Genomic DNA, 22393 nt, shown 5'->3' with positions numbered 1-22393 from the left:
TTCCCCCGCCGACCCGGGAGGGAGACCATGTCCAACCTGACCTTCGACTTCCAGGGACGGACGGTCATCGTCACCGGCGCCGCCTGCGGGGTCGGCCGAGGCATCGCCGAGCGTTCAACGACACTCACGCCCAGCACCTGGCCGCGGAGGCCGTCCGCGCGGCCGTCGAGCGTGCGGGGCTCGACGGGGGCGAGGTCGAGGACATCGTCCTCGGGTGCGGGATGCAGGAGGGCACCAGCGAGCTCGGCGGCAAGGTCCCACCATCGTCCTCGACGACGCCGACCTCGACGTCGCCGTGGACGGTTCGATCTTCGCGTTCCTCATGCACGCCGGCCAGGCCTGCGAGTCGGGCACCCGTCTGCTGCTGCCGGACTCTCTGCACGACGAGTTCGTCGACCGTCTGGTCGCCCAGGTCAAGACGCTCAAGATCGGCAATCCGCTCGACCCGGACACCGATATCGGGCCGGTCATGAGCGCGGCCCAGCGCGAGCGGATCCTCGGCTACATCGAGCGCGGCACGCAGGAGGGCGCGACGCTGAGAATCGGCGGGAAGAGCCCGTCCGGTCCGGACTACGAACGCGGGTTCTGGGTCGAGCCCACCATCGTCACCGACGTCACCAACGACCGTGATCGCAGCCGAGACGCTTGCTCGACGTGACGGGAGATCCCGGGCGAGCGTCCGCCGGAGCGCCTCGGGCAGGGTCGTGATCCGGGCGGCGATGGCATCGCGGACGGCTTCGGAGCCGTGTCCCGCGAGCGCCGGCCCGTTCTTGGTCTTCGGACCGTCATGCCGGGGCCTCGGGGCAGCTCGGGCACCAGCGTGAAGGGGATGGCGCGCTCGACCAGGGTGCCGATCGCGGAGCTGCCCATCCCGAGGACGAGGTCGCCCTCCCAGTGCGCTCGTCACGCCACGACATCCCTCCTCGATCAAGGTGTTGCGACGACCCCTTGAACCCGGGCATTACACCTCGATCGCCTTCACCGAGCGGCTCGCCGAGGCCGGCGCAGCTCCGTCGGTCGGGACGGTGGGCGACGCCGCTGGACAACGCGCTCGCCGAGTCGACGATCAGGGCTGGTCAAGACCGAGATGATCAAGCCGCGAGCGCCGTGGTGGGCCGTCGAGCAGGTCGAGATCGCCACCCTCGAGTGGGTCGATCGGTACAACCACCGCCTCCGGCGCCCCGGTCGGCCGAGCTCTCCAAGGAGTACGGCGAGTACGGCGACCTTCGACGCCAAGGTGCGATCTGACGTTAGTCGCGGTTGACATCTACAGGCGCGCTTCGGATACTCGCCAGATGTGACCCGCGTCATGGACGGCGGCGACACCCTGGCAAACGGCCAGGCAGCGTGGTCTGCAACGTTGTCTCGAGGAGCTCGGACGCGGCATCGTGGGTCGCCCGTCAGCACCAGATCGTGAGGGAAGATTGACATGACCAACCTACTGGCCGACGACCGGACGCTGACGGACGATCTCGACGTCCTCGTCGTCGGGGGCGGATTCTCGGGCGTCTACCAGCTCGAGCGCCTCCGGTCGCTCGGCTTCGCCGTCAAGCTCTACGAGGCCGGCTCCGACGCGGGCGGGGTGTGGCACTGGAATCAGTACCCGGGCGCCCGGGTCGACACGGAGGCCACGCTCTACCAGTTCTCCGACGAGCGGATCTGGCGGGAGTGGAACTGGTCGGAGATGTACCCCGGCCAGGAGGAGCTCCAGGCCTACTTCCGGTTCGTCATCGACCGGCTCGACCTCGCCGACGACATCCGGTTCAGCAGCCGGGTGGTCGCGGCCCGGTTCGACGAGGAGAGCGATCGCTGGACCGTCGAGACGCGCGACGAACGGACCGGTGAGACGTTCGTGTCCCGCGCGCGGTTCCTCCTCCCGATGCTGGGTACGGGCTCGAAGGCGCTCTATCCCGACTTCCCCGGGCTCACCGACTTCGAGGGCAACTGGTTTCACACCTCCCGGTGGCCCCGCGACGACGACATGACGGGCAAGCGGGTCGCCGTCGTCGGGACCGGCGCCAGCGGGGTCCAGGTCGTGCAGACGATCGCCCAGGACGTCGCGCACCTCACCGTCTTCCAGCGCACTCCGGCCACCGCGATCCCGATGTACTCCCGCAGGCTCGACGCCGCGGCGAACGACGAACTGCGGAAGCGGTACCCGCACCTGTTCGAGTACCGCGAGACGACCTTCGCCGGGCTCGAGTACAACGTGATCTTCACGCCGACGGCGGACGTTCCCGACGAGGAGTTCACCGCGACGCTCGAGGAGCTCTGGTCGAAGGGCGGCCTGCACATCTGGCTCGGCGGCTACGCCGACATGTTCTTCAACTCCGACGTCGGCAACCGGATCTACGCGTTCTGGCGCGGGAAGACGCTCCCCCGGATCAAGGACCCGGCGGTCGCGGAGAAGCTCGCGCCCGAGGTCCCGCCCTACCCGTTCGGGACGAAGCGCTGCCCGCTCGAGTACACGTACTACGAGTCGTTCAACCAGGACAACGTCGAGCTCGTCGACATCAACGAGACCCCGATCCAGGAGGTCACCCGCCACGGGATCCGCACCGCGGACGGGCGTGAGCACGAGGTCGACGTCATCGTCCTCGCCACCGGGTTCGACTCGTTCACCGGCGGCCTGACCGACATCGACGTCCGCGGCACGAACGGCGAGTCGTTCGCCGACGCGTTCCGCGAGGGCACGCGGACGGCACTAGGCCGAGCGACCGCCGGGTTCCCGAACATCCTCTACGTCTACGGCCCGCAGAGCCCGTCCGCGTTCTGTAACGGCCCCACCTGCGCCGAGCTCGAAGGCGACTGGGTCGTCGACTGCCTGGTGCACCTGCGCGAGCAGGGCCTGACCCGGATCGAGGCCACGCCGGAGGCCGAGCAGGAGTGGAGCGACCACCTCGGAGCGCTGGCCGCGGCGACGACATTCCCGCTGGCCAACTCCTGGTACATGAACGCGAACGTGCCCGGAAAGAAGACCGAGCTGCTCGCGTACCCCGGCGGCCTCCCGCTGTACCTGGAGAAGTGCAGGGAGTCCTCCGACAACGGTTACGCGGGATTCGTCCTGTCCTGAGCGGCCCCGCCGCGCCCGTCCCACCCGGCACCAGTCCCTCGTTCCGATCCGCTCAGGAGGAACCCATGAAGATCCACTCGTCCAGTCCGTTCTCGACCGGACACCAGTTCCTGGAGGCCCCGCGCTGGCACGACGGCCACCTGTGGGCCAGCGACTTCTTCGCCCAGCACGTCGTCCGGTTCGACGACGACGGCTCGTACCGGTCCGTCGCCAAGGTCGAGGGCTCGCCGTCCGGACTCGGCTTCCTCGACGACGGCTCGGTGCTGGTCGTCGCCCAGGCGGCCGCCACGGTCCTCCGGATCGCCCCGGACGGCTCCACCGCCGAGTACGCCGACTTCAGCGACATCGCCACCGGCCTCGGCAACGACATGCTCGTCTCGCCGTCCGGCCACGCGTACGCGGGCAACTTCGGGTTCGCCCTCGGCTCCGAGGACCCGAGGACGACCAACCTGGCCCACATCGATCCGACCGGCCGCGTCCAGCGCGTCCCCGGCGACGTGCTGTTCCCCAACGGTGCCGCGCTCACCGCGGACGCCCGGACGCTGCTGCTGGCCGAGACGTTCCGGCATCGGATCAGCGCGTTCGACGTGGCCGAGGACGGGTCGCTCTCCAACCTGCGGACCTGGGCGCAGCTCCCGGACGACTACCACCCCGACGGCATCGCGCTGGACACCGACGGCGGGGTCTGGTTCGGGAACGCCCTGACGCTGGACGACGACAGCGGCTTCTACCGCGTGATCGAGGGCGGCGAGGTCACCGACTGCGTCGCCACCCGCGGCACCTGGGCGATCGCCTGCACGTTCGGAGGCCCCGAGCTCGACGTCCTCTACCTGATGTGCAACACCACCACCCTCGAGGACTTCCACGAGGGCCGGTCGACCGGCGCGGTCGCGACGGCGACCGTGGGCCGCACCGGCGTCACACCCGGCGACTCCCCCGGCGTCGCGTCGGGCGTCTCGGCCTGACGACGGGCCCGGGCCGCCCGGGTCGGCCCGGCGGCCCGCCCGCGTCACCGCCACCTCCTAGGATGAGCCGGGTCGCCAGGGAGGGGAGCGATGAGTACCGCCACCGCACGCCCGGCGGATGACGGACGTGCCAAGCGGCCCAAGTCCCGCCGGGCCGACATCGGGGAAGCCGCCAGCGACCTCTTCGCCGACCGCGGCTTCCATTCGGTCCGGATGGACGACATCGCGCAGGCCAGCGGCATCACCGCGCGGGCGCTGTACCGCCACTACGCGAGCAAGCAGGCGCTGCTGGCCCACGTCGTGCACGAGGACCAGGCCCGCCTGGTCGACGTCCTGACCCTGCTCGGGGAGCGCCCGCCGTCCGACCTCACGGCGGGCCTCCGCGCCCTGATCAACGCCGCCCTGCAGAGCCGACGCCTCTCCCTGCTGTGGCAGCGCGAGGCCCGTCACCTCGGTCCCGAGGACTACGTCGCGGTGCGGGCACGGACACGGTGGATCGCGGACCGGGTCGCCGCCATCAGCGTCGGCCCGGCCCGGCCCGACCTCGACCCGTTCCTGATCGAGCTGCGCAGCTGGGCGGTCATCGGCCTGGTGACCAGCCCCGGGCACTTCGACACGAGCCTGTCGCGATCCCGCCTGGCCGAGCTCCTGCTCCAGGCGGGGCTGCGCATCGTCCACGGCACACCGACCGGCCGTCCGGACCCCGACCGGCCTCCGCCGACCGATCGCTCACCGACGTCGCGCCGCGAGCTGCTGATCCGGTCGGCGGCCCACGCGTTCCACCGGCACGGTTACGGCGGTGTCGGGATCGACGAGATCGGGCGCGAGGCCGGCGTGGTCGGGCCGGCGCTCTACCGGTACTTCGACACGAAGGCGGACCTCCTGGTCGCCGTCGTCACCCGGTTCGACGAGTGGCTGGCGCTGGAGACCGCCAGGGCACTGCGCCGCCCAGTCCCCGACGCCCGGGTCGTCCACGAGCTCGTCGAGGGCTATGTCCGCCTCGACGCCCAGGAGACGAACGTGGCCTCGGTGTCGGTCACCGAGCGGCTGTACCTGCCCGCGGACGTCCGGGAACGTCACGACCGGGTGACCGGCGACCATGTGGGCGAGTGGGCGCGCTGGCTGCTCCTGACGCGCCCGGACCTCTCCGACTCCGAGGTGTCCGCTCTGGTGAACGCCGCGCGGACGACCGTCGACGGGATCGTGCGCATTCCTCACCTGCGGGCCGACCGGCGTCTCGAGCCGGAGCTCGGAGGGCTGGCCGACGACATCCTGGGCGTTCCGGCGAGCTAGGCGGTCGCCGTCATCGAGGCCGCCACGGACCCGAGCGCCGGCACCCACTCGCGGATCTGGACGCTCGCGACCACCCCCGCCGTCGTGTAGGGGTCCGCGTCGACGATCTGCTGGACCCTCTCCCGGTCGCTCACCCGGAAGACGAGGAGCCCGCCTGCCGGCTCGCCGGGAGCGAAGGCACCGGCGACGAGCACACCGTCGAGGCCCTCCAGGTACTCCCTGTGGGCCGAGCGGACCCCCGCGCGCAGGTCATCGTCGTCGACGTACGAGTACAGGACCGCGAAGGTGCGCATGACGTCTCTCCTCGGGTGATGGTCGGGGCCCCTCCGCCGCTCACGCCACGGCGGAGAGAAGGTGACCGCACAGTGGGGTCGGCTCGGCGCCGGTGACGACGCGCGCCACGAGGCCGAGGTGGTGGCGCTGTCCGACATCGCTCCGCCCCCGACTCCCCCGCGCTACGCCTGATGGACCTCGACCGCGTACCACGGTACCGCGTTCTGGCTCCCGACGTGATGGTCGAACGACTTCTTACCGCGCTGACCCGCTTCGCAGGGCGGAATTGACCGTCCTTGTTCGATAACGCTCATTGACATCCGATGTGAGCTGTGACTCTACTGAAGGCCGACGTGCACGGACGATCCATGGACATGTGTCGTCCGGTCCGCCACCGGCCCCGGGCGAGCGAGAGGTGCGACGTGGGTGCAACTGAGCTGCTGCGGTGGGAGATCGACGGCCCCGTCGCGACCGTGTGGCTCGACCGGCCTCCGGTGAACGCCGTCACCCAGGAGATGTACGGCGAGATCACCGAGCTGTTCGGCGACGTCGAGCGACGCCTTCCCGACGTCCGGGTCGTCGTGCTCACCGGCGCCGGAGGGCACTTCTGCGGGGGCAACGACCTCGACGAGTTCCGGTCGATGACGCCGGACAACGCCGGGTCGCGGATGAAGGTGGTCCGGGAGGCGTTCTGGGCGATCCGCGACGCCGCGGTCCCGGTGGTCGGCGCGGTGCACGGCGTCGCGCTCGGCACGGGGCTCGCGCTCGCCGCCTCGTGCGACGTGGTCGTCGCCGCCGAGGGCGCACGGTTCGGCCTCCCCGAGGTGAACGTCGGGGTGATGGGCGGGGCGAAGCACGCGGCCCGCCTCGTGCCCCCGAACCTGGTCCGGTACCTGCACCTCACCGGGGAGCCGCTGCCCGCCGAGACCCTGGCGCGGATGGGCGGGGTCCTCGAGGTGGTGCCCGCGGACCGGTTGCTCGACGAGGCGCGCGCGGTGGCGTCGCTGATGGCCCGGCACAGCCCGGTCGCGCTGCGGTTCGCCAAGCGCAGCCTCAACGCCATCGAGTACCAGGAGCTCAAGGCCGGCTACGAGTTCGAGCAGGGTCTCTCCGGCGAGCTGTCGGCCTACGGCGACGCCAAGGAAGCCGTGGCGGCCTTCTTCGAGCGGCGCGCCCCGGTCTATCGGGGAGCCTGACGTGACCGCCACGGGCGAGACCGTCCCGGTCGCCGCCCTCTCCGAGATCGACCAGCTCCGGCGCACCGCGAGGGCGTGGCTGTCCTCGACGGACGTCCCGACGGTCCCGTTGGACCTCGACGAGCGCTTCGCCGTGCTGCGCGCCTGGCAGCGGAGGTTGTACGACGCCGGCTGGATGGGTCTCGGCTGGCCGGAGTCCGCCGGCGGGCGGGGCCTCACGGCGCTCCACCAGCTCGCCTTCGCCGAGGAGCTCGCGCGCGCCCACGCGCCCGCCCCGATCGGCCTCATCGGCCTCGACGTCGTCGGCCCGTCGATCGAGGCGTTCGGCACCGCAGCACAGCGCAGCCGCTACCTCCCGCCGCTGCTGGCGGGAGACGAGATCTGGTGCCAGGGCTTCTCCGAGCCCGAGGCCGGCTCCGATCTCGCCTCCCTGCGCACCCGCGCGGTCCGCGACGGCGACCACTTCGTCGTCGACGGTCAGAAGGTGTGGACGAGCTGGGGCCGCCAGGCCCACTGGTGCGCCCTGCTCTGCCGCACCGACCCCGCCGCGAGACCGGCCCGCGACGGCATCTCCTACCTGCTGGTCGACATGACCACCCCGGGCGTCACGGTCCGCCCCATCGTGCAGATGACCGGTGACGCCGAGTTCTGCGAGGTGTTCTTCGACGGCGTCCGGGTGCCGGTGGCCAACCTGCTCGGGGCGGAGAACGAGGGGTGGCGCATCGCCCGCGACACCCTCTCGCGCGAACGTGCCGGCTACACGCTGCGCCGGCAGGTGGAGATCGGCTGGATGTTCGCCGACGCGCTCGACGCGTTGCGGGCCCAGCCCGAGGAGCGCCGGAACGCGCACCGGGTGCTCATCGGTGTCGGCGAGGCCCACCTCGCGCTGCGGGTGCTGGACGCGCAGACCCGACGGATCGCCGCCCGGATGGCGGCCGCGACCGGCCCCGATCCCCTCGACTCGATCGACAAGCTCGTGCTCAACGACGCCGAGCAGACCGTGTGCGCCGCGCTCGCGGAGCTTCTCGGGCCCTTCCGGCTCGACCGCGAGGCCCGCCCGCTCGGCCTGTCCTCGGCGCAGGTGGTGCACGACCACTACTACTCACGAGCCGCGTCGATCTACGGCGGCACGGCGCAGATCCAGCGCACCATCGTCGCCGAGCGGCTGCTCGGGCTCCCGCGGGGGCGATCGTGACCAGCGCCGTTCCCGTCGACGACCCCACCGCCGACCTCGACGTCGTCCGACCCGTCCACGAGATCCTGGACCGCCGCGCGGGCGCCGGCCGTGCGGTCGCGCCCTGCGACGGATGGGATCCGGAGCTGGCCGGCGAGCTCACCGCGCTCGGGCTGCTCGACCTGACTCGGCCCGAGGAGCGCGGCGGCATCGGGGTCGGGCTGTCCTCCGTGTGCGGCCTCGCCGAGCTCGCCGGTCGACGCCTCCTCCCGGTCCCGCTGGCCGAGAACCTGGTCCTCCCCGCACTGCTCGACGTCCCGGCCGGATCCCGGCTCGCGCTCGCCGAGCCGGGCGTCACCCTCGACTGGGCCGCCGACGTGGGGCGGGTCCGGCTCGCGCACGGCGTGCTCGACGGCGCCGTCACCCTGGTCCGCTCCGCCGAGCAGGCCGACCACCTCGTGATCGTGGCGGAGACCGACAGGGGTCCGGCGATCGTGGTCCTGCCGGCGCGGGACCCGTCGATCACCATCGCTGCGCGCACGGGCACGGACCCGGTGGCCCGGTACGCTGGTGTCCGGATCCACGCACGCCCCGTCGGCACCGAGGAGCTCCTGGTCTCCGCCCCGGAGGCCGCCGACGTTCTCGTCGCGGTCCGCGCGTGGTCGCGGGTCCTGGCGGCGTGCGAGCTCTCCGGGATCGCGACACGGGTGCTGGACGAGACCGTCGGCCACGCCACCCACCGGATCCAGTTCGGACGCCCCGTCGGCTCCTTCCAGGCGATCCAGCACATCCTCGCCGGGATGGCGCAGTCGGCCTACGCCCTCGACGCCCTCTGCGCGGCGACCGTCGACGATCTCGCGCGCCTCGACGAGTCGTCGCTCGCCGACGTCGAGCTCGCGGGCTGGGAGGCCAAGGCGTACGCGGCGCGGGTCGGCCGCCAGGTGTGCGAGGACGCGCTGCAGGTCCACGGCGGCATCGGCTTCACCGCCGAGCACGACCTGCACCGCTACCTGGGCCGCGCACTGGCGTTGCGGACCTGGTACGGCGACGAGCACGAGCTCATCCCCCTGCTCGGAGGACGGCGCCTGGCCGAGGAGCGGACCTGATGATCGAAGCGACGGCGATCGGGCGCATCGGTGCCGACCCCCACCGCAGCTCCGGGGCCTGGGACGGCACGTTCCTCGACGCCGCGCTCGGTGAGCACGCCGCGATCCACCCCGACCGCGTCGCCGTCGTCGACGGCGACCGGACCGTCGGCTACCGCGAGCTCGACGACCTCGTCCGGCGCTGCGCCGCGGGGCTGGCGAGGAAGGGTGTCGCGCACGGCGACGTGGTGGCGTGGCAACTGCCGAACTGGCTCGAGGCCGTCGTGGTGCACCACGCGGTCCTGCGCCTCGGGGCCGTCTCCCTGCCGATCATCCCCATCTACCGGCACCGCGAGGTCGCCTTCATCCTGCGGCAGTCCCGCGCCCGGGTCCTGGTCGTCGCCGCCTCCTTCCGCGGGTTCGACCACCTGGTGATGATCTCCGACCTGCGTGCGGAGCTCCCGGACCTGCGCGACGTCGTACCGGTGCGCGGCCCGCAGGACGGTTTCGCCGACCTGCTCGGCGCAGAGACGCCCGCCCACGCCCCCGGGAGGGCGCCGGCGCGCTCCCCCGACGACGTGGCGGTGCTGCTCTACACGTCCGGCACCACCTCGGACCCGAAGGGTGCGCTGCACAACCACCACACGCTCGCGTACGAGAACCGCAGCATCGCCGACCTCTTCGGGTGCACCGCGGACGACGTCGTCTTCATGCCCTCGCCGCTCGCGCACATCACCGGCGTGCTGTACGGCCTGCACCTGCCGTTCCAGCTGGGGACCTCGGTCGTCCTGCAGGACATCTGGGAGCCCGCCACGGCCCTGCGGCTCATCGAGCAGCACCGGTGCTCGTTCGTCATCGGGGCGACGCCCTTCCTGCACGGCCTCGTGCACCACCCGGAGCGGGTCCGGCACGACCTGGGGTCGTTGCGGGTGTTCGGGTGCGGGGGCGCGGACGTCCCGCCCGACCTGGTCCGCCGAGCCGATCGGGACCTCGACGCCGTCGTGGCCCGCATCTACGGCTCGACGGAGTTCCCGACCCTGTCCGGGGGCAACGCCGACGACACGCTGGAGAAGCGGGCGACCACCGACGGCCGGATGATCGGGCTCGCCCGGGCCCGGATCGTCGACGAGGCCGGCCGGCCGGTGCCGCCGGGCGAGGCGGGCGACCTCGAGGTGCGGGGTCCCGAGCTGTTCGTGGGCTATCTCGACACCGCGCTGAACGAGGACGCGTTCACGGACGACGGGTGGTTCCGTACGGGCGACCTGGCCGTGCTCGACCGCGACGGATACGTGACGATCACGGGGCGCCGCAAGGACATCATCGTCCGCGGCGGCGAGAACATCCCGGCCCGCGAGATCGAGGACCTCCTCGCCGAGCACCCTGCCGTCGCTGACGTGGCAGTGGTCGGCATGCCGGACCCGGTACTGGTCGAACGCATCTGCGCCTACGTCGTCCCCGCACGGGGAGAGGTGCCGTCGCTCGCCGATCTCGTCGCCTTCCTCCGGCGCCACCGCATCGCCAACCAGAAACTGCCCGAACGCATGGAGCTCGTCGACGAACTCCCGCGGACCGCGACCGGGAAGATCCAGAAGTTCCTCCTCCGCGACGACATCCGCGCGCGACTTGCCGCGTCGTCGAGCTGATCGTCCCTGCTCCCACACCCGACCGAGCCCCTGGTTTGATCGCGATCTTCACGCAGGATCGACGCCGGACACCTACTGCTGGGGGACGCGGCGGGCTGCTGCTCGCCCGCCCGGGCGCGGTGCCGGCACCGCGCCCAGGTGACGCAGCCGTCAGTAGGAGCGGGGCAGGCCCAGGACGTGCTGGCCGACGTACGCGAGCACGAGGTTGTTGTTCACCGGCGCCACCTGGTACATCCGCGTCTCGCGGAACTTGCGCTCGACGTCCCAGGTGTCGACGAAGCCGTAGCCGCCGTGGGTGTCCAGGCAGGCGTTGCCGGCCTGCCAGCTGGCCTCGCTGGCCAGGAACTTCGCGAGGTTGGCCTGCTCGCCGCAGCGCTCGCCGGCGTCGAACAGGGCCGCGGCGCGGTAGCGCATGAGGTCGGCGGCGCTGACCTGCCCGTAGGCGCGGGCCAGCGGGAACTGCACGCCCTGGTGGGCGCCGATCGGCCCGCCGAACACCTCCCGGTCACGTCCGTAGCGCACCGCGCGGTCGACGAACCAGTAGCCGTCACCGACGGCCTCGGCGGCGAGCAGGATGCGCTCGGCGTTCCAGCCGTCGATGACGTAGCGGAAGCCCCTGCCCTCCTCGCCGATCAGCGCCGAGGCCGGCACCCGCATACCGCGGTAGCGGACCTCGTTGGTGGCGTAGTTGAACATCGTGCGCACCGGGGTGACCTCGAGCGCGTCGGGCTGGTCGCGGCGGATCGCGCGCAGGTCGACCAGGAACAGGCTGATGCCCCGAGTGCGCTCGGCCGGGTCCGCGCGGCGCGGGGTGGTGCGGGCCAGCACCAGCGCGAGGTCGGACTGCTCGATGCGGCTGGTCCAGTTCTTGTGGCCGGTGATGACGTAGTCCTCGCCGTCGCGCACGGCGGTGGTGCGGATGTCGGTGGTGTTCGACCCCGCCTCGGGCTCGGTGATCGAGAACGCCTGCAGCCGCAGCGTGCCCGCGGCGATCGCGGGCAGGTAGGTCTGCTTCTGGGCCTCGCTGCCGTGCTTGAGCAGCGCGCCCATCGTGTACATCTGCGCGTGGCAGGCCGCCGCGTGCCCGCCGGAGCGATTGATCTCCTCGAGCACGATCGAGCCCTCGGTGATCCCGAGCCCGCCGCCCCCGTACCCGGTCGGGATGAGCACGGCGAGGTAGCCGGCCTCGGTCAAGGCCTCGACGAACGCGTCGGGGTACTCGCGGGCCCGGTCGCGCTCCCGCCAGTAGGACTCCGGGAACCGCTCGCACAGCGCGCGCACCTCACCGCGGAGCTTCTCCTGCTCGGGCGTGGCGGCGCCGAGGTGCGGCGTGGGCATGGTCGAGTCTCCTCGTCCGGTTCGGTCAGGAGCGCGCTGCTCAATGCTCGTGGACGATCAGACCGCGCAGGTTGCGGCCGGCGACGAGGTCGTCGTACCCCTCGTTGACCTGCTCCAGCGTGTAGGTCCGGGTGATCAAGCCGTCGAGCCGGAGGTCACCCGCGCGGTAGAGGTCGAGCAGGAGGGGGATGTCGGTGGTCGGGTTGCAGTCGCCGAACAGGCTGCCCCGGATCGTCTTCTTCCACAGCGTCGTCACCGTGCCCGACAGCTCGATCGTTCTCTCGTCCGCCGGGCCCATGGCGATCAGGACGACGACCCCGGCCTTGCCGATCGCGTCGAACGCCTCGGAGACGACCTCGGAGGTCATGGTGCCCACCGTGATCACGGCCTTCGACGCCCCGACGCCGCGGGTCAGGGAGTGCGCCAGTGCGCGTGCCTCGTCGGCGCTCCCGAGGGCATGGGTCGCGCCGAACTGCAGCGCGGCCTCCCGCTTGCTCGCCACCGGGTCGACGGCGATGACGTGGGCCGCCCCCGCGTGGCGGGCGCCCTGCACGGCGTGGATCCCGATCCCTCCGCTGCCGTAGACGAGCACGGTGTCCCCCGGCCGGACGTGCGCGGCGTTCACGGCGGCGCCCCAGCCGGTAGGCACCCCGCACCCGACCAGGGCCGCCTTGTCCAGCGGGAGGTCCGGCTCGATCCGCACCACGGATGTCTCGTGGACGACGCCGTACTGGCTGAACGTTCCGAGCATGCACATGGCGCCGTAACGGCCGGCGGGCCCCGACAGCGGCCAGCTCTGCCCGGGCGGCAGGAAGCCCCGCATGATGTTCGCGCCCGTGTCGCAGATGGCTTGCTGGCCGGTGGCGCACCAGTGGCAGTGCCCGCAGCTCGGGATGAACGAGCAGACCACGTGGTCGCCCACGGTGACGCGGGTGACGCCCGGGCCGACCTCCTCGACGATCCCGGAGCCCTCGTGCCCGAGGACCATCGGCAACCAGCCCGGGATGTCGCCCTGCATGACGTGCAGGTCGGAGTGGCACAGTCCCGCGTGGGTGTACCGGACGAGCACCTGTCCCTCGAGCGGGGCCGCCACCTCGAGCTCGACGAGCTCGAGCGGCTTCCCCGCTTGGTGGATCACTGCGGCGGTGCTCTTCACGTCGTCGCCGACCCGGCGAGCGACGCGCGCCGCGGCGCCGCGTCCGCGGCCGCGACGACCTCGGTCAGCAGCGCCGTGGCGCACGAGGGGCAGATCCGTTGCCGGAACTCGACCTGCTCGTCCACGACCGGCGGATCGGCGGCCCGCACGTGCGGTCCCGCGAGGGACACGTCGCCGATGCGTAGCAGGGCGCGGTGCAGGTACGGCTCGCCGGGAGCGGCCAGGAGCACGTCACAGGAGGCACAGGTCAGCGTCCCGTCGTCGCTGCGGCGGACGTTGTCGTCGACGCGGCTCATCACGCGTTCCTCTCGATCCGGGGGCCCGCGCCCGCGAGCCGCTCGGCGCGCAGCTCGCGGCGCCGTCGCTCGGTGGCGTCCTGGTCGACCGCGGTCCCGCCCGGTTGGGTCAGGACGCCGTAGATGTCGGCCGCGGCCGCGGGAGTGATCTTCTCCGCGCGGAGGTCCGCCTCGACCAGGGCCGGGTCGCGGTGCAGCGGGTCGCCGTACCCGCCCCCGCCCTGCCAGGCCATGTAGTAGACGTCCTGGTCGCCCAGCACGGTCTCCAGGTGCGGGGGCATCACCTCGCGCTGCCCGGTGATCTCGTCGAGGGAGGTGACGATGCGCCCGGCCGCGAGCTGGGCGCGCGCGTCGGCGCCGCGGATGGCCAGGTCGAGCTGGGTGTTCGCGGGGTAGCCACCGGAGACGCCCGAGGACTGCGGGATCGCCTTGCCGCCGCCGGAGACGACCATGTGCAGGGCCGGCGCGGCGCTGCCGTGCATCACGAAGCAGGACGAGCCACCCACGCCACCCCGGTACCGACCGGGACCGCCGGAGTCGGGCTCCTCGCGGCGCCACAGGTAGAGCAGCGGATAGCTGAACTCGGTCATCTCGACGTCCGGGATCCGGCCCATCGGCGCCCCGGCCATGCCGCCGGTGTCGACCCCGTCCTGGTCGGAGCGGGCCCCGAAGCCGCCGGCCATGGCGTCGCCGATCATGCTGACGAAGGGCGCTCCGCGCTGGTCGAGCCCGGCCAGCAGGGCGAGATCCCAGGAGCCGAGGCAGACGGCGGTGACGTTCGGGCGGGTCTCCTCCCGTGTGTCGAGCATGCCCCCGAGGCATTCGGCGACGACGTTGAGGGTCGCCCAGGCGGACGCGACCGACCCCTTGCTGATCCCGGCGGGGAAGGTGCAGTCGTTGATCGTGCCGGGCTCGCTGGTGATCTCGATGCAGCGGAACACCCCGGCGGGTGCCCAGGGGATGTCGCCGCACAGGGCGACGAGGACCGCGGGGGTGATGCCGCCGCGCACGCCGGCGTGGGTGCAGTTGATCAACCCGTCGGCCTGCGGGTCGGTGCCGGTGAAGTCGAAGTGCAGCTTGTCGCCGCGCTTGGTCAGCGTCAGCACGATCCGGTACAGCGTCTGGTCGCCCTCACGCGCGGAGTCCTGGTAGGCGACGGCCGACCACTCGCCGTCGGGGATGGCGGCGAGCTTCGCGCGGACCCGCTGCTCGGTGTTGTCCAGGATGCGACGCATGACGGCCTTGACGGTGTCCGCGCCGTAGCGCGCCACCAGCTCGTCGAGGCGCTCCTGGGCCATGTGGTTCGCGCCGATCTTGGCCCGCAGGTCGAGTCCCACGAGGGCGGGGACCCGGCTGCGACGCAGCCACACGTCCTCGATGTCGCTGCGCAGCACCCCGCTCTCGACGATCTTGACCGGCGGGGTGGGCAGCGACTCCCAGAAGACGTCGGTGGACTTCACCGTCCAGCTGCCCGGGGAGACGCCGCCGAGGTCGATCTGGTGGGCGACGGCGCCGGTCCAAGCGAAGATCTCGTCGCCGACGAACAGCGGGGCGAACAGCGCGGTGTCGTTCTGGTGCAGTCCGCCTCCGACCCACGGGTCGTTGCACAGGAACATGTCACCGGGGCGGATGCCGGGGTTGGCCGAGCGGTGCTCGAGGGTCCACTTCACCGCCATGTCGATCGCGGCGCACAGCGCGGTGTTGTAGAGCCCGATCTCGACCTCGTCGCCGACCTCGTCCATGATCGCGAAGTTGAAGTCGTTGCTGTCGGTGACGATCGCCGACCCCGACATCCGCTTGATCGCCTCGCCCATCTCGTAGGTGACGGACTCCAGGCGGTGCCGGACGACCTCGTAGGTCAAGGGGTCGACCGCCGCGATCGACGCGGCGTCGACGTCGTGCAATCGGACGTGCTCTCCGGCGATCTCGCGCAGGCGCGCGGCGGGGGTGGGTCGGTAGGAGAACTTCTCCGACCCGGGAACGGGGGTCACGGGCATGATCAGGCCTTCCCGGGAGTCAGGACGATGTTGCCGAGGTGGTCGACGGTGGCGGCCGTTCCCTCGGGCACCGCGAGCGTGGTCGTGTCGGCCTCCACCACGGCGGGACCGGCGAACGCCTGCCCGGCCCGCAGGTCCGTGTAGTGGTAGACGTCGACGTCCTGCCAGCCCTGCTCGTGAGCGAGGAACGCCCGCCGCTGCCCGTACGGGTGAGGGCTGCCGCTGCCGCTCTCGGCCGACGGCAGGTCGGGCTGCACCGGGAGCGTGCCGGTGGCGTAGGAGCGGTACGTGATGAGTTGGTGGCCCGCCGCGCGGAACCCGGCCTCGGAGCCGTAGAGCCGGGCGTAGAGCCCGTCGAAGGTGTCGGTCACGCCGGCCGCGGCCGCGTCGTCGATGGCGCCCGCGGGCACGGGGGTCGCGACCTCGGAGAGCTGCATGCTGTAGCGCACATCGACCTCACGGGTGACCGCGACGTCCGCGAACGACAGGCGCTGCGAGTCCATCCGCTCGCGGAGCTCGGTCTCGAGGCCGTCGAAGGCCCGTTGCATCGCCGCGGCCGGGACGGGGAAGTTCGCGGGGTCCGACACCTCACCGGCCAGGACGACGTCGCTGCTCGCGAGGCCGTAGGCGGAGAAGGTGGCCGCGGTCGCTCCCAACGGCACCACGACCGCCTTGGCCCCCAGGTCGCGCGAGTAGTTGACGCAGTGCACGGGGCCCGCGCCGCCGAAGGAGTAGACGACGAAGTCGCGGGGGTCGTAGCCGGCGTTGACCACGACGGCGCGCACCAGGTCGGCGGCCTGCGCGTTCTGGATCGCGTAGATCGCGGCGGCAGCGTCCTCCACGCCGAGGCCCAGCGGCTCGCCGATTCGCTCGCGGACGGCCTTCTCGGCCAGCGCCCGGTCCAGCTTGCGGCGACCGCCGAGGAAGTTGTCCGGGTTGACGATGCCCAGGACCAGGTCGGCGTCGGTGACGGTCGGCTCGACCCCGCCTGCGCCGTAGCAGGCGGGTCCCGGGCGGGCGCCGGCGCTGCGCGGTCCGACGCGCAGGTTGCCTCCGCCGTCGATCCAGGCGATCGCTCCGCCGCCGCTACCGATCGTGCTCACCTTCACCGTCGGCGTGCTGATCGTGTACTGGTTCAGCACCGTCGTCGTCGACTTCACCGGCTCGCCGTCGACCACCATCCCGACGAGGAAGGTGGTCCCGCCGATGTCGGTGGAGATGATGTTGTCGTGGCCGAGCTGGCGTCCGAGGTTGCGGCAGCCGACCAGGCCGCCGGTCAGCACCGAGCCGATCGTGGTGATGGCGCGGTCGGGGGCGTCCTCGGCGGTGATCGCTCCACCGGAGCCCTGCATGACGAGCAACGTCCCGTCGAAGCCGCGCTCGTCGAGCTGGGCCCGCAGTGGCGCCAGGTAGTCGCGCAGCCGGGGACCGACCTGGGTGCTCATGATCGTCGTGACGTTGCGCGGGTACTCGCGGATGCGGGGGCTGAGCTCGCTCGACAGGCCGACGTAGGCGCCCGGCGCCTGCTCGTGGACCAGCTCGCGCAGCCGGCGCTCGTGCGCCGGGTTCAGGAAGGACCAGAGCAGCGAGACGGCAAAGGCCTCGGCGCCGTCGGCGATCAGCTCGGCGATCGCGACGCGGGCGGCCTCCTCGTCGAGGGGCACGACGACCTCGCCCCTGCTGTCGACCCGCTCGGTCATCTCGCGGATGCGACCGCGCCGGACGAGGGGCGCCGGCTTCGTGTGCCGGGTCATGTTCCGGACGTAGTCGGAGTCCCGGCCGGCGTAGCGACCCTCCAGATTCATGATCATGATGGAGTCGGCGTGCCCGACGGTGGTCAGGAACCCCACCTCGGCGACGTCGCCGGTGACCAGGGCGTTGAGGGTGGCGGTGGTGCCGTGGCAGATGTGCGAGGTGTCGCGCAGCAGCGCCGCGGTGTCCAGGCCCGCCGCCGCGGCGAGCTCGTCCACCGCGTTGAGCACGCCCTGCTCGAAGTCGGGCGGCGTCGACGGCGACTTGGCCGCGTGCACCCGCCCGTGCTCGTCGGTCGCGAACGCGTCGGTGAACGTGCCGCCGACGTCGATGCCGATCACGTAGCTCACCGGTGAGCCCCTTCCGTGGTCCGTGGTTGGTCGACTGGCTGGTCGAGGAGGCGCCGTCAGACGGCGAAGGAGTAGCCGCCGTTGACGGGGTAGGTCTGGCCGGTGATCCACGAGGCGGACTCGGAAGCCAGGAACAAGACCATCCCGGCCACGTCGTCGGGACGGCCGATCCGCCGGATCACGTAGCGCCGCAGGCTCTTCTCGACCTGCACCGGGTCGGCGTTGAGCGGCGCGACACCGGGGGTGTCCACCGACCCGAGGGACACGCAGTTCACCGTGATCCCGTGGCGCCCGAGCGCCTTGGCCAGGCCGCGGGAGAAGCCCGCGGCGCCGGCCTTCGCCCCGCCGTAGACGGCGAGGTTGGGCTCGCCCACCCGGCCGGCGTCCGAGATCGTGGTGATGACCCGACCCCATCCGCGCGTGACCATCCCGGGGACGGCGGCGCGGGTCACGTTGAGGACGCCGAAGAAGTTGGTCCCCAGCCAGGGCTCCCAGTCCTTCGGCTCGGTCTCCCAGAACGGCGGGGCGGGCACCGTGCCGTCGACGACCGGTCCGGCGTTGCCGGCGTTGTTGACCAGGACGTCGATGCCGCCGACGGCGTCCTCCACCCGGCTGACCATGGCGCGGACGTCGTCGTACTCGGTGACGTCGCAGCGTTCGGCGACGGCGCGGCCGCCGTCCTCGGTGATCTCGGCGGTCACCGCCGCCGCCCGGTCGGCGTGGTAGTCGTTGACAACGACCGTGGCGCCGTGCGCCGCGCTGAACAGCGCGATCTGGCGGCCGACGCCCTGCCCGGCGCCGGTGACCAGGACGGTGCGTCCGGTGAGGTCGAGGATGTCGGTGGGCACGGCTGCTCCAGGAGCTCCGGGCCGGCTCATGCGTGGAGCTCGGCGATCAGGTCGGCGTAGCGCGACGGCGGGGGCACGTCGCCGGGCACGTAGAAGTTGAGGCGGTCGGCGATGCCGTCGAACCGTGTCCGCAGGCCCTTGGCGATGTCCGCGTTCGAGCCGACCACCGTCATCGTGTGCACGACCTCATCGGGCACGAGCGGCGTCATCTCGCTCCACCGGCCCTCCTTGGACAGCGGGTGCAGCTCGTCCTGCAGCGCACCCCAGCCGTGGAGGTCCAGCACCGGGCGGTAGGCCAGCGTGGAGGCGTAGAAGGCGATCTGCGCGCGAGCCGCCTCGAACTCGGCCTCGTCGGTGGCGATCAGCGAGGACACCGCGACCTCGACCGCGTGGTCGGGGCGACCCGCCGCCTGCTGGCTGGCACGGACAGTGGGCAGCACGACCTCGCGCAGGTAGCGCTCGGTCATGAAGGCGTGGGGGTAGAGCCCGTCGGCGACCTCGCCGACGGTGCGAAGCATCTGTTGACCGACGGCGGCGACGAAGACTTTCGGGGGGCCGAAGGCGTTGCGGGTCGGCGACATCATCGGGGCCATCAGGGTGTGGGTGTAGAACTCGCCGCGGTGCTCGAGCGGCTCGCCGGTGTCCCAGGTGTGCCAGATGGCATGCAGCGCGGACACGAACTCCTTCATCCGCGCGGCGGGCTTTCCCCAGGGCATGCCGTAGCGACGCTCGATGTGCGGCCGAATCTGGCTGCCGAGCCCGAGGACGAACCGGCCCCGAGAGAACCGCTGGAGGTGGTAGGCGGGGTAGGCGACGGTCATCGGCGTGCGCGCGAAGGCGACGGCGACCGCCGGCCCGAAGGTGACCCGCTGCGTGCGCGACGCGACCAGAGTCAGCCCGGGGAAGGGGTCCTCCTCGATCTCGGCGTTGAGGATCCCGTCGGCGCCCAGGTGCTCGGCCGTGCGGGCGTCCTCGCCGATGACCTCGAGCGGGTTGCGCACCCGCACCTCGATCTTCATCGGTCCTCCTCAGTTGACCTGGCGGGGCTGGTCGGCCCAGAACGGGGCGCGCAGGGCCTTCTTGTCGATCTTGCCGACAGGCGTCGTCGGCAGGCGGTCGACGATGTCGACGACCTTCGGCGTGTAGTGCGGGCCCTTGCGCCGGCGCACCAGCGCCTGGAGTTCGCGGGCGTCGACGGTCGCGCCCGGGCGGATCGTCACCACCGCGCGAACCGCTTCCCCCCAGCGCCCGTCCGGGGTCCCGATCACGGCCGCCGCCGCGAGTGACGGATGCTCCATCAGGACGTCCTCGACCTCGCGCGGGTAGACGTTGAAGCCACCTGAGATGATCATGTCTTTGGAGCGGTCGACGAGGTACAGGTAGCCCTGGTCGTCGCGGCGCCCCATGTCTCCGGTGTAGAGCCAGCCGTGCCGAAGCACCGCCGCGGAGAGGTCCGGACGGCGCCAGTAACCAGCCATCACGCCGGGGGCCCGCACGCAGATCTCGCCGATCTCCCCGTCCCCCACCGGATCGCCGTCGGGGTCGAGGATCGCCGTGCGGACCCCGATCGCCGTGCGCCCGCACGAGTCGAGCAGCTCCGGCCGTGCGCCGGCCGGGTCGTGGTCCTCCGGCTCGAGCACCGCGATCGGCCCACCGGCCTCGGAGCACGCGTAGCCCTGGCGCAACACGGGCCCGATGCGCTCCCACGCCTCGGCGATCCGCGAGCGCGACATCGGGGCCGCGCCGTAGAGCAAGGTCCGCATCGAGGACAGGTCGTGTCGGCCGGGCCGGAGCTCGTCGAGGACCGCCGCGACCATGGTCGGCACCATCAGCGCGATGTCGATGCGCTCGGCGGCCACCGTGGCCAGCCACGCCTCGGGGTCGAACCCCTGCTGCAGGACCACGGTACCGCCGCGCAACAACGTCGGGAGGATCGTCAGCAGGGCGGCGTGGGTGATCGGCGACGAGGCGAGGTAGCGGGCGCGGTGCGGCACCCCGTAGGAGCTCAGCCAGATCTGCGCCTGAGCCGCGCAGGCCCGCTGGGTGTTCGGCACCCCCTTCGGCTCGCCGGTCGTGCCGCCGGTGAACTGCAGCCAGGCGACGTCGTCGAGGCGCGCCGGGCCGGGCTCGAGCCGGATCGAGGGTTTCGCGTCGGTGAGCGCGAGCAGGTCCTTGCCCAGGTCGGTCGGCCCGAGCCCCAGGACGTGCTCGACCCCGGGCGAGCGGGCGGCCACCGCGGCGGCCGTCTCGACGACGTCGGGGTGCACGACGAGCACGCGGATGTCCGCGTCGGCGCAGAGGCGTACATGGTCGTCGACGGACCCGAGGGGGTGCAGGCCGCTGTAGCGACCGCCGAGGAGATAGGTCGCCGCCTGCACCATCCAGGTCTCGGGCATGTTGGGGCTCAAGGTGCCCACCCCGACGCCGAGCCCGATGCCATGCTCGGCCAGGACCTGCTGGATGCGTCCGGTCAGGTCGGCCGTCTGCCCGTAGCTCAGGCGCCGGTCGCCCTGGACGAAGGCCTCGCGCTCGGGGCGGGCGGTCAGCGCCTGGACGATGAGGTGGCTGTAGGTGATCTCAACGCTCGCCGTCATCAGGTCACCCTCTCGGTCGCGACGGTCGTGGAGGTCGCGGCGGCCGGCGGCGCGGAGCGATCGACGAGCGAGCCGCCGGCCGTTTCCCTCGCCGTGAACACCACGAGCACCGACACGGCGGCGGTCGCCGCTATGAACCAGGCGGGGGCGAGCGGGTCGCCCGTGCGCTGCAGCAGGAAGGTGACGATCAAGGGGGTCGTCCCGCCGAACACCGAGGTCGCGACGCTGTAGCTCAGCGAGAGACCGCTGTAACGCACGTCGGTCGGGAACAACTCGGTCACGGCCGCGGTGACGGGACCCGCGTAGGCACCGACCGCCGCACCCAGGAGCGTGTGCGCCACCAGCAGGCCCACGAGGCCCTGACCCATCAGCAGGAACAGCGGGGCCACCACGACCAGCAGGGCGAGACCCGACCAGCGCAGGATCGGCAGGCGGCCGTAGCGGTCCGACAACCGGGACGTGACCACGATCAGCGCCACACACGCGGCGAGGGCCAGGACGTCGGCGGTCAACGCCGTCAGCAGGCTCCACCTCAGGACCTGCACCGAGTAGGTGATCAGGAACCCGAGCAGGTAGGTGCCGGAGGTGACGAGGACGGCGATCCCGACGACGCGCAGCATCGCCGGCCAGTGCACGCGCAGGGCCTGCACGAGCGGCGCGCGCTGCACCTGGGCCTCCTGCGCCACCGCGCGAAACCGAGGTGACTCCTCGAGCCGCAGCCGCAGGTAGAGACCGATCAGACCGAGCGGCAGCGCGAGCAGGAAAGGAATCCGCCACCCGTACGAGGCGAGCGCCTGCGCCGGCATCAGCAGGGTGAGGACAGTGGCGCACGCGGCTCCGGCGAGGATGCCGAGCATCAGCGTGCCCATCATCAGCCCGCCGTACGCCCCTCTCCGTCCGGAAGGCGCGTGCTCGGCCAGGAAGGAGGCGGCACCGCCCCATTCGCCGCCGACCGAGAAGCCCTGCAGTGCGCGCGCCACGACGAGGACGATCGGCGCCGCGGCACCGATCGACGCGTAGGTCGGCGTGAGTCCGATCAGCGCGGTCGACAGGGCCATCAGGACCATGACGATCGCCAGCGTGTCCCGCCGACCCACCCGGTCACCGAAGTGACCGAACACGATGGCTCCGATGGGCCGGACCACGTAGGCCACCCCGAAGACCGCGAACGTCGCGAGCAGCGACACCAGCGGGTCCCCGGCCGGGAAGAACTGTTGAGCGATGATCGTCGCGAAGATGGCGTAGACGCCGAAGTCGAACCACTCGACGAAGTTGCCGATCGAGATCGCGGCAACGGCCCGGCGACGAGCGGGCGCGGTCGTGGTGACGCCTGGACGAACGGTGTCCATGGCCGGCCTTT

At 72.0% G+C, this 22393-nt stretch carries 18 protein-coding genes and 1 pseudogene; 9 read left to right on the top strand and 10 right to left on the bottom strand.

Annotated features, from left to right (window positions below):
- The first annotated feature begins 214 nt into the window (after positions 1-214).
- From AC2A1K_RS05650 to AC2A1K_RS05630, 5 genes and pseudogenes are all read left to right on the top strand, one after another.
- Complete coding sequence (locus AC2A1K_RS05650) at positions 215-658, top strand: aldehyde dehydrogenase family protein (protein ID WP_483895343.1); 444 nt, start codon at positions 215-217, stop codon at positions 656-658.
- 304 nt (positions 659-962) lie between these two features.
- Positions 963-1171 (top strand): annotated as a pseudogene (locus tag AC2A1K_RS05645) (integrase core domain-containing protein); the annotation flags it as partial.
- Positions 1172-1429: 258 nt separating this feature from the next.
- A complete protein-coding gene (locus tag AC2A1K_RS05640; protein WP_483895342.1) occupies positions 1430-3073 on the top strand; it encodes a flavin-containing monooxygenase in 1644 nt (547 codons plus the stop codon).
- Positions 3074-3138: 65 nt separating this feature from the next.
- Entirely contained in the window at positions 3139-4038 is a 900-nt protein-coding gene (locus AC2A1K_RS05635; protein ID WP_483895341.1) for an SMP-30/gluconolactonase/LRE family protein, read from the top strand.
- Positions 4039-4128: 90 nt separating this feature from the next.
- Positions 4129-5331, top strand: coding sequence for a TetR/AcrR family transcriptional regulator (locus AC2A1K_RS05630; protein ID WP_483895340.1), 1203 nt, complete (start codon positions 4129-4131; stop codon positions 5329-5331).
- On the opposite strand, the gene AC2A1K_RS05625 is transcribed toward AC2A1K_RS05630, so the two are convergent.
- Positions 5328-5624 (bottom strand): YciI family protein, encoded by a 297-nt coding sequence (locus AC2A1K_RS05625; RefSeq protein WP_483895339.1) that lies wholly within the window; start codon positions 5622-5624, stop codon positions 5328-5330. The genes AC2A1K_RS05630 and AC2A1K_RS05625 overlap by 4 nt on opposite strands.
- A 402-nt stretch (positions 5625-6026) precedes the next feature.
- Between AC2A1K_RS05625 and AC2A1K_RS05620 the strand changes: the two genes are divergently transcribed.
- From AC2A1K_RS05620 to AC2A1K_RS05605, 4 genes are read left to right on the top strand one after another with little or no spacing between them, the layout of a single operon-like run.
- A complete protein-coding gene (locus tag AC2A1K_RS05620) occupies positions 6027-6800 on the top strand; it encodes an enoyl-CoA hydratase-related protein (RefSeq protein WP_483895338.1) in 774 nt (257 codons plus the stop codon).
- A 1-nt stretch (position 6801) separates the two neighbouring features.
- A complete protein-coding gene (locus AC2A1K_RS05615; RefSeq protein ID WP_483895337.1) occupies positions 6802-7995 on the top strand; it encodes an acyl-CoA dehydrogenase family protein in 1194 nt (397 codons plus the stop codon).
- Positions 7992-9080 (top strand): acyl-CoA dehydrogenase family protein, encoded by a 1089-nt coding sequence (locus AC2A1K_RS05610; RefSeq protein ID WP_483895336.1) that lies wholly within the window; start codon positions 7992-7994, stop codon positions 9078-9080. Before AC2A1K_RS05615 ends, AC2A1K_RS05610 begins: the two co-directional genes overlap by 4 nt.
- Positions 9080-10702, top strand: coding sequence for an AMP-binding protein (locus AC2A1K_RS05605; protein ID WP_483895335.1), 1623 nt, complete (start codon positions 9080-9082; stop codon positions 10700-10702). Before AC2A1K_RS05610 ends, AC2A1K_RS05605 begins: the two co-directional genes overlap by 1 nt.
- 150 nt (positions 10703-10852) lie before the next feature.
- Here the strand turns inward: AC2A1K_RS05605 and AC2A1K_RS05600 are convergent, their stop codons facing one another.
- Genes AC2A1K_RS05600 through AC2A1K_RS05560 form a run of 9 tightly spaced genes read right to left on the bottom strand, consistent with a single transcriptional unit; the run spans position 10853 to position 22382 of the window.
- On the bottom strand, positions 10853-12040 hold the full coding sequence (locus AC2A1K_RS05600) for an acyl-CoA dehydrogenase family protein (protein WP_483895334.1): 1188 nt from the start codon (positions 12038-12040) through the stop codon (positions 10853-10855).
- A gap of 40 nt (positions 12041-12080) precedes the next feature.
- Entirely contained in the window at positions 12081-13196 is a 1116-nt protein-coding gene (locus tag AC2A1K_RS05595) for a Zn-dependent alcohol dehydrogenase (protein WP_483895333.1), read from the bottom strand.
- Positions 13193-13492 carry a hypothetical protein gene (locus AC2A1K_RS05590; protein WP_483895332.1) on the bottom strand — a complete coding sequence of 100 codons (300 nt, stop codon included), beginning with the start codon at positions 13490-13492 and terminating at the stop codon, positions 13193-13195. The genes AC2A1K_RS05595 and AC2A1K_RS05590 overlap by 4 nt, the downstream gene beginning before the upstream one ends.
- A complete protein-coding gene (locus tag AC2A1K_RS05585; RefSeq protein ID WP_483895331.1) occupies positions 13492-15489 on the bottom strand; it encodes a hydantoinase B/oxoprolinase family protein in 1998 nt (665 codons plus the stop codon). Before AC2A1K_RS05585 ends, AC2A1K_RS05590 begins: the two co-directional genes overlap by 1 nt.
- A 2-nt stretch (positions 15490-15491) precedes the next feature.
- Positions 15492-17591, bottom strand: coding sequence for a hydantoinase/oxoprolinase family protein (locus AC2A1K_RS05580; protein WP_483895330.1), 2100 nt, complete (start codon positions 17589-17591; stop codon positions 15492-15494).
- 56 nt (positions 17592-17647) lie between these two features.
- Positions 17648-18439, bottom strand: coding sequence for an SDR family NAD(P)-dependent oxidoreductase (locus AC2A1K_RS05575; protein ID WP_483895329.1), 792 nt, complete (start codon positions 18437-18439; stop codon positions 17648-17650).
- 26 nt (positions 18440-18465) lie between these two features.
- Positions 18466-19458, bottom strand: coding sequence for a TIGR03617 family F420-dependent LLM class oxidoreductase (locus AC2A1K_RS05570; protein WP_483895328.1), 993 nt, complete (start codon positions 19456-19458; stop codon positions 18466-18468).
- A 9-nt stretch (positions 19459-19467) separates the two neighbouring features.
- Positions 19468-21033, bottom strand: a complete 1566-nt coding sequence (locus AC2A1K_RS05565) for an AMP-binding protein (RefSeq protein ID WP_483895327.1) — start codon at positions 21031-21033, stop codon at positions 19468-19470.
- The gene (locus tag AC2A1K_RS05560) at positions 21033-22382 is read right to left on the bottom strand and encodes an MFS transporter (protein ID WP_483895326.1); all 1350 of its coding nucleotides are present in this window, start codon (positions 22380-22382) and stop codon (positions 21033-21035) included. The genes AC2A1K_RS05565 and AC2A1K_RS05560 overlap by 1 nt, the downstream gene beginning before the upstream one ends.
- Positions 22383-22393 lie beyond the last annotated feature (11 nt).

The sequence above is a fragment of the Actinomycetospora sp. 2LY8.5 genome (genome assembly GCF_057180585.1).
Note: the sequence above shows the minus strand (reverse complement) of the source record. Positions and strands in the feature narration are given on the sequence as shown.

Coding starts and splice junctions, on each gene's coding strand:
- AC2A1K_RS05640 (WP_483895342.1), top strand. CDS start 1,430: ATGACCAACCTACTGGCCGACGACCGGACGCTGACGGACGATCTCGAC.
- AC2A1K_RS05635 (WP_483895341.1), top strand. CDS start 3,139: ATGAAGATCCACTCGTCCAGTCCGTTCTCGACCGGACACCAGTTCCTG.
- AC2A1K_RS05630 (WP_483895340.1), top strand. CDS start 4,129: ATGAGTACCGCCACCGCACGCCCGGCGGATGACGGACGTGCCAAGCGG.
- AC2A1K_RS05625 (WP_483895339.1), bottom strand. CDS start 5,624: ATGCGCACCTTCGCGGTCCTGTACTCGTACGTCGACGACGATGACCTG.
- AC2A1K_RS05605 (WP_483895335.1), top strand. CDS start 9,080: ATGATCGAAGCGACGGCGATCGGGCGCATCGGTGCCGACCCCCACCGC.
- AC2A1K_RS05600 (WP_483895334.1), bottom strand. CDS start 12,040: ATGCCCACGCCGCACCTCGGCGCCGCCACGCCCGAGCAGGAGAAGCTC.
- AC2A1K_RS05590 (WP_483895332.1), bottom strand. CDS start 13,492: ATGAGCCGCGTCGACGACAACGTCCGCCGCAGCGACGACGGGACGCTG.
- AC2A1K_RS05585 (WP_483895331.1), bottom strand. CDS start 15,489: ATGCCCGTGACCCCCGTTCCCGGGTCGGAGAAGTTCTCCTACCGACCC.
- AC2A1K_RS05570 (WP_483895328.1), bottom strand. CDS start 19,458: ATGAAGATCGAGGTGCGGGTGCGCAACCCGCTCGAGGTCATCGGCGAG.
- AC2A1K_RS05565 (WP_483895327.1), bottom strand. CDS start 21,033: ATGACGGCGAGCGTTGAGATCACCTACAGCCACCTCATCGTCCAGGCG.
- AC2A1K_RS05560 (WP_483895326.1), bottom strand. CDS start 22,382: ATGGACACCGTTCGTCCAGGCGTCACCACGACCGCGCCCGCTCGTCGC.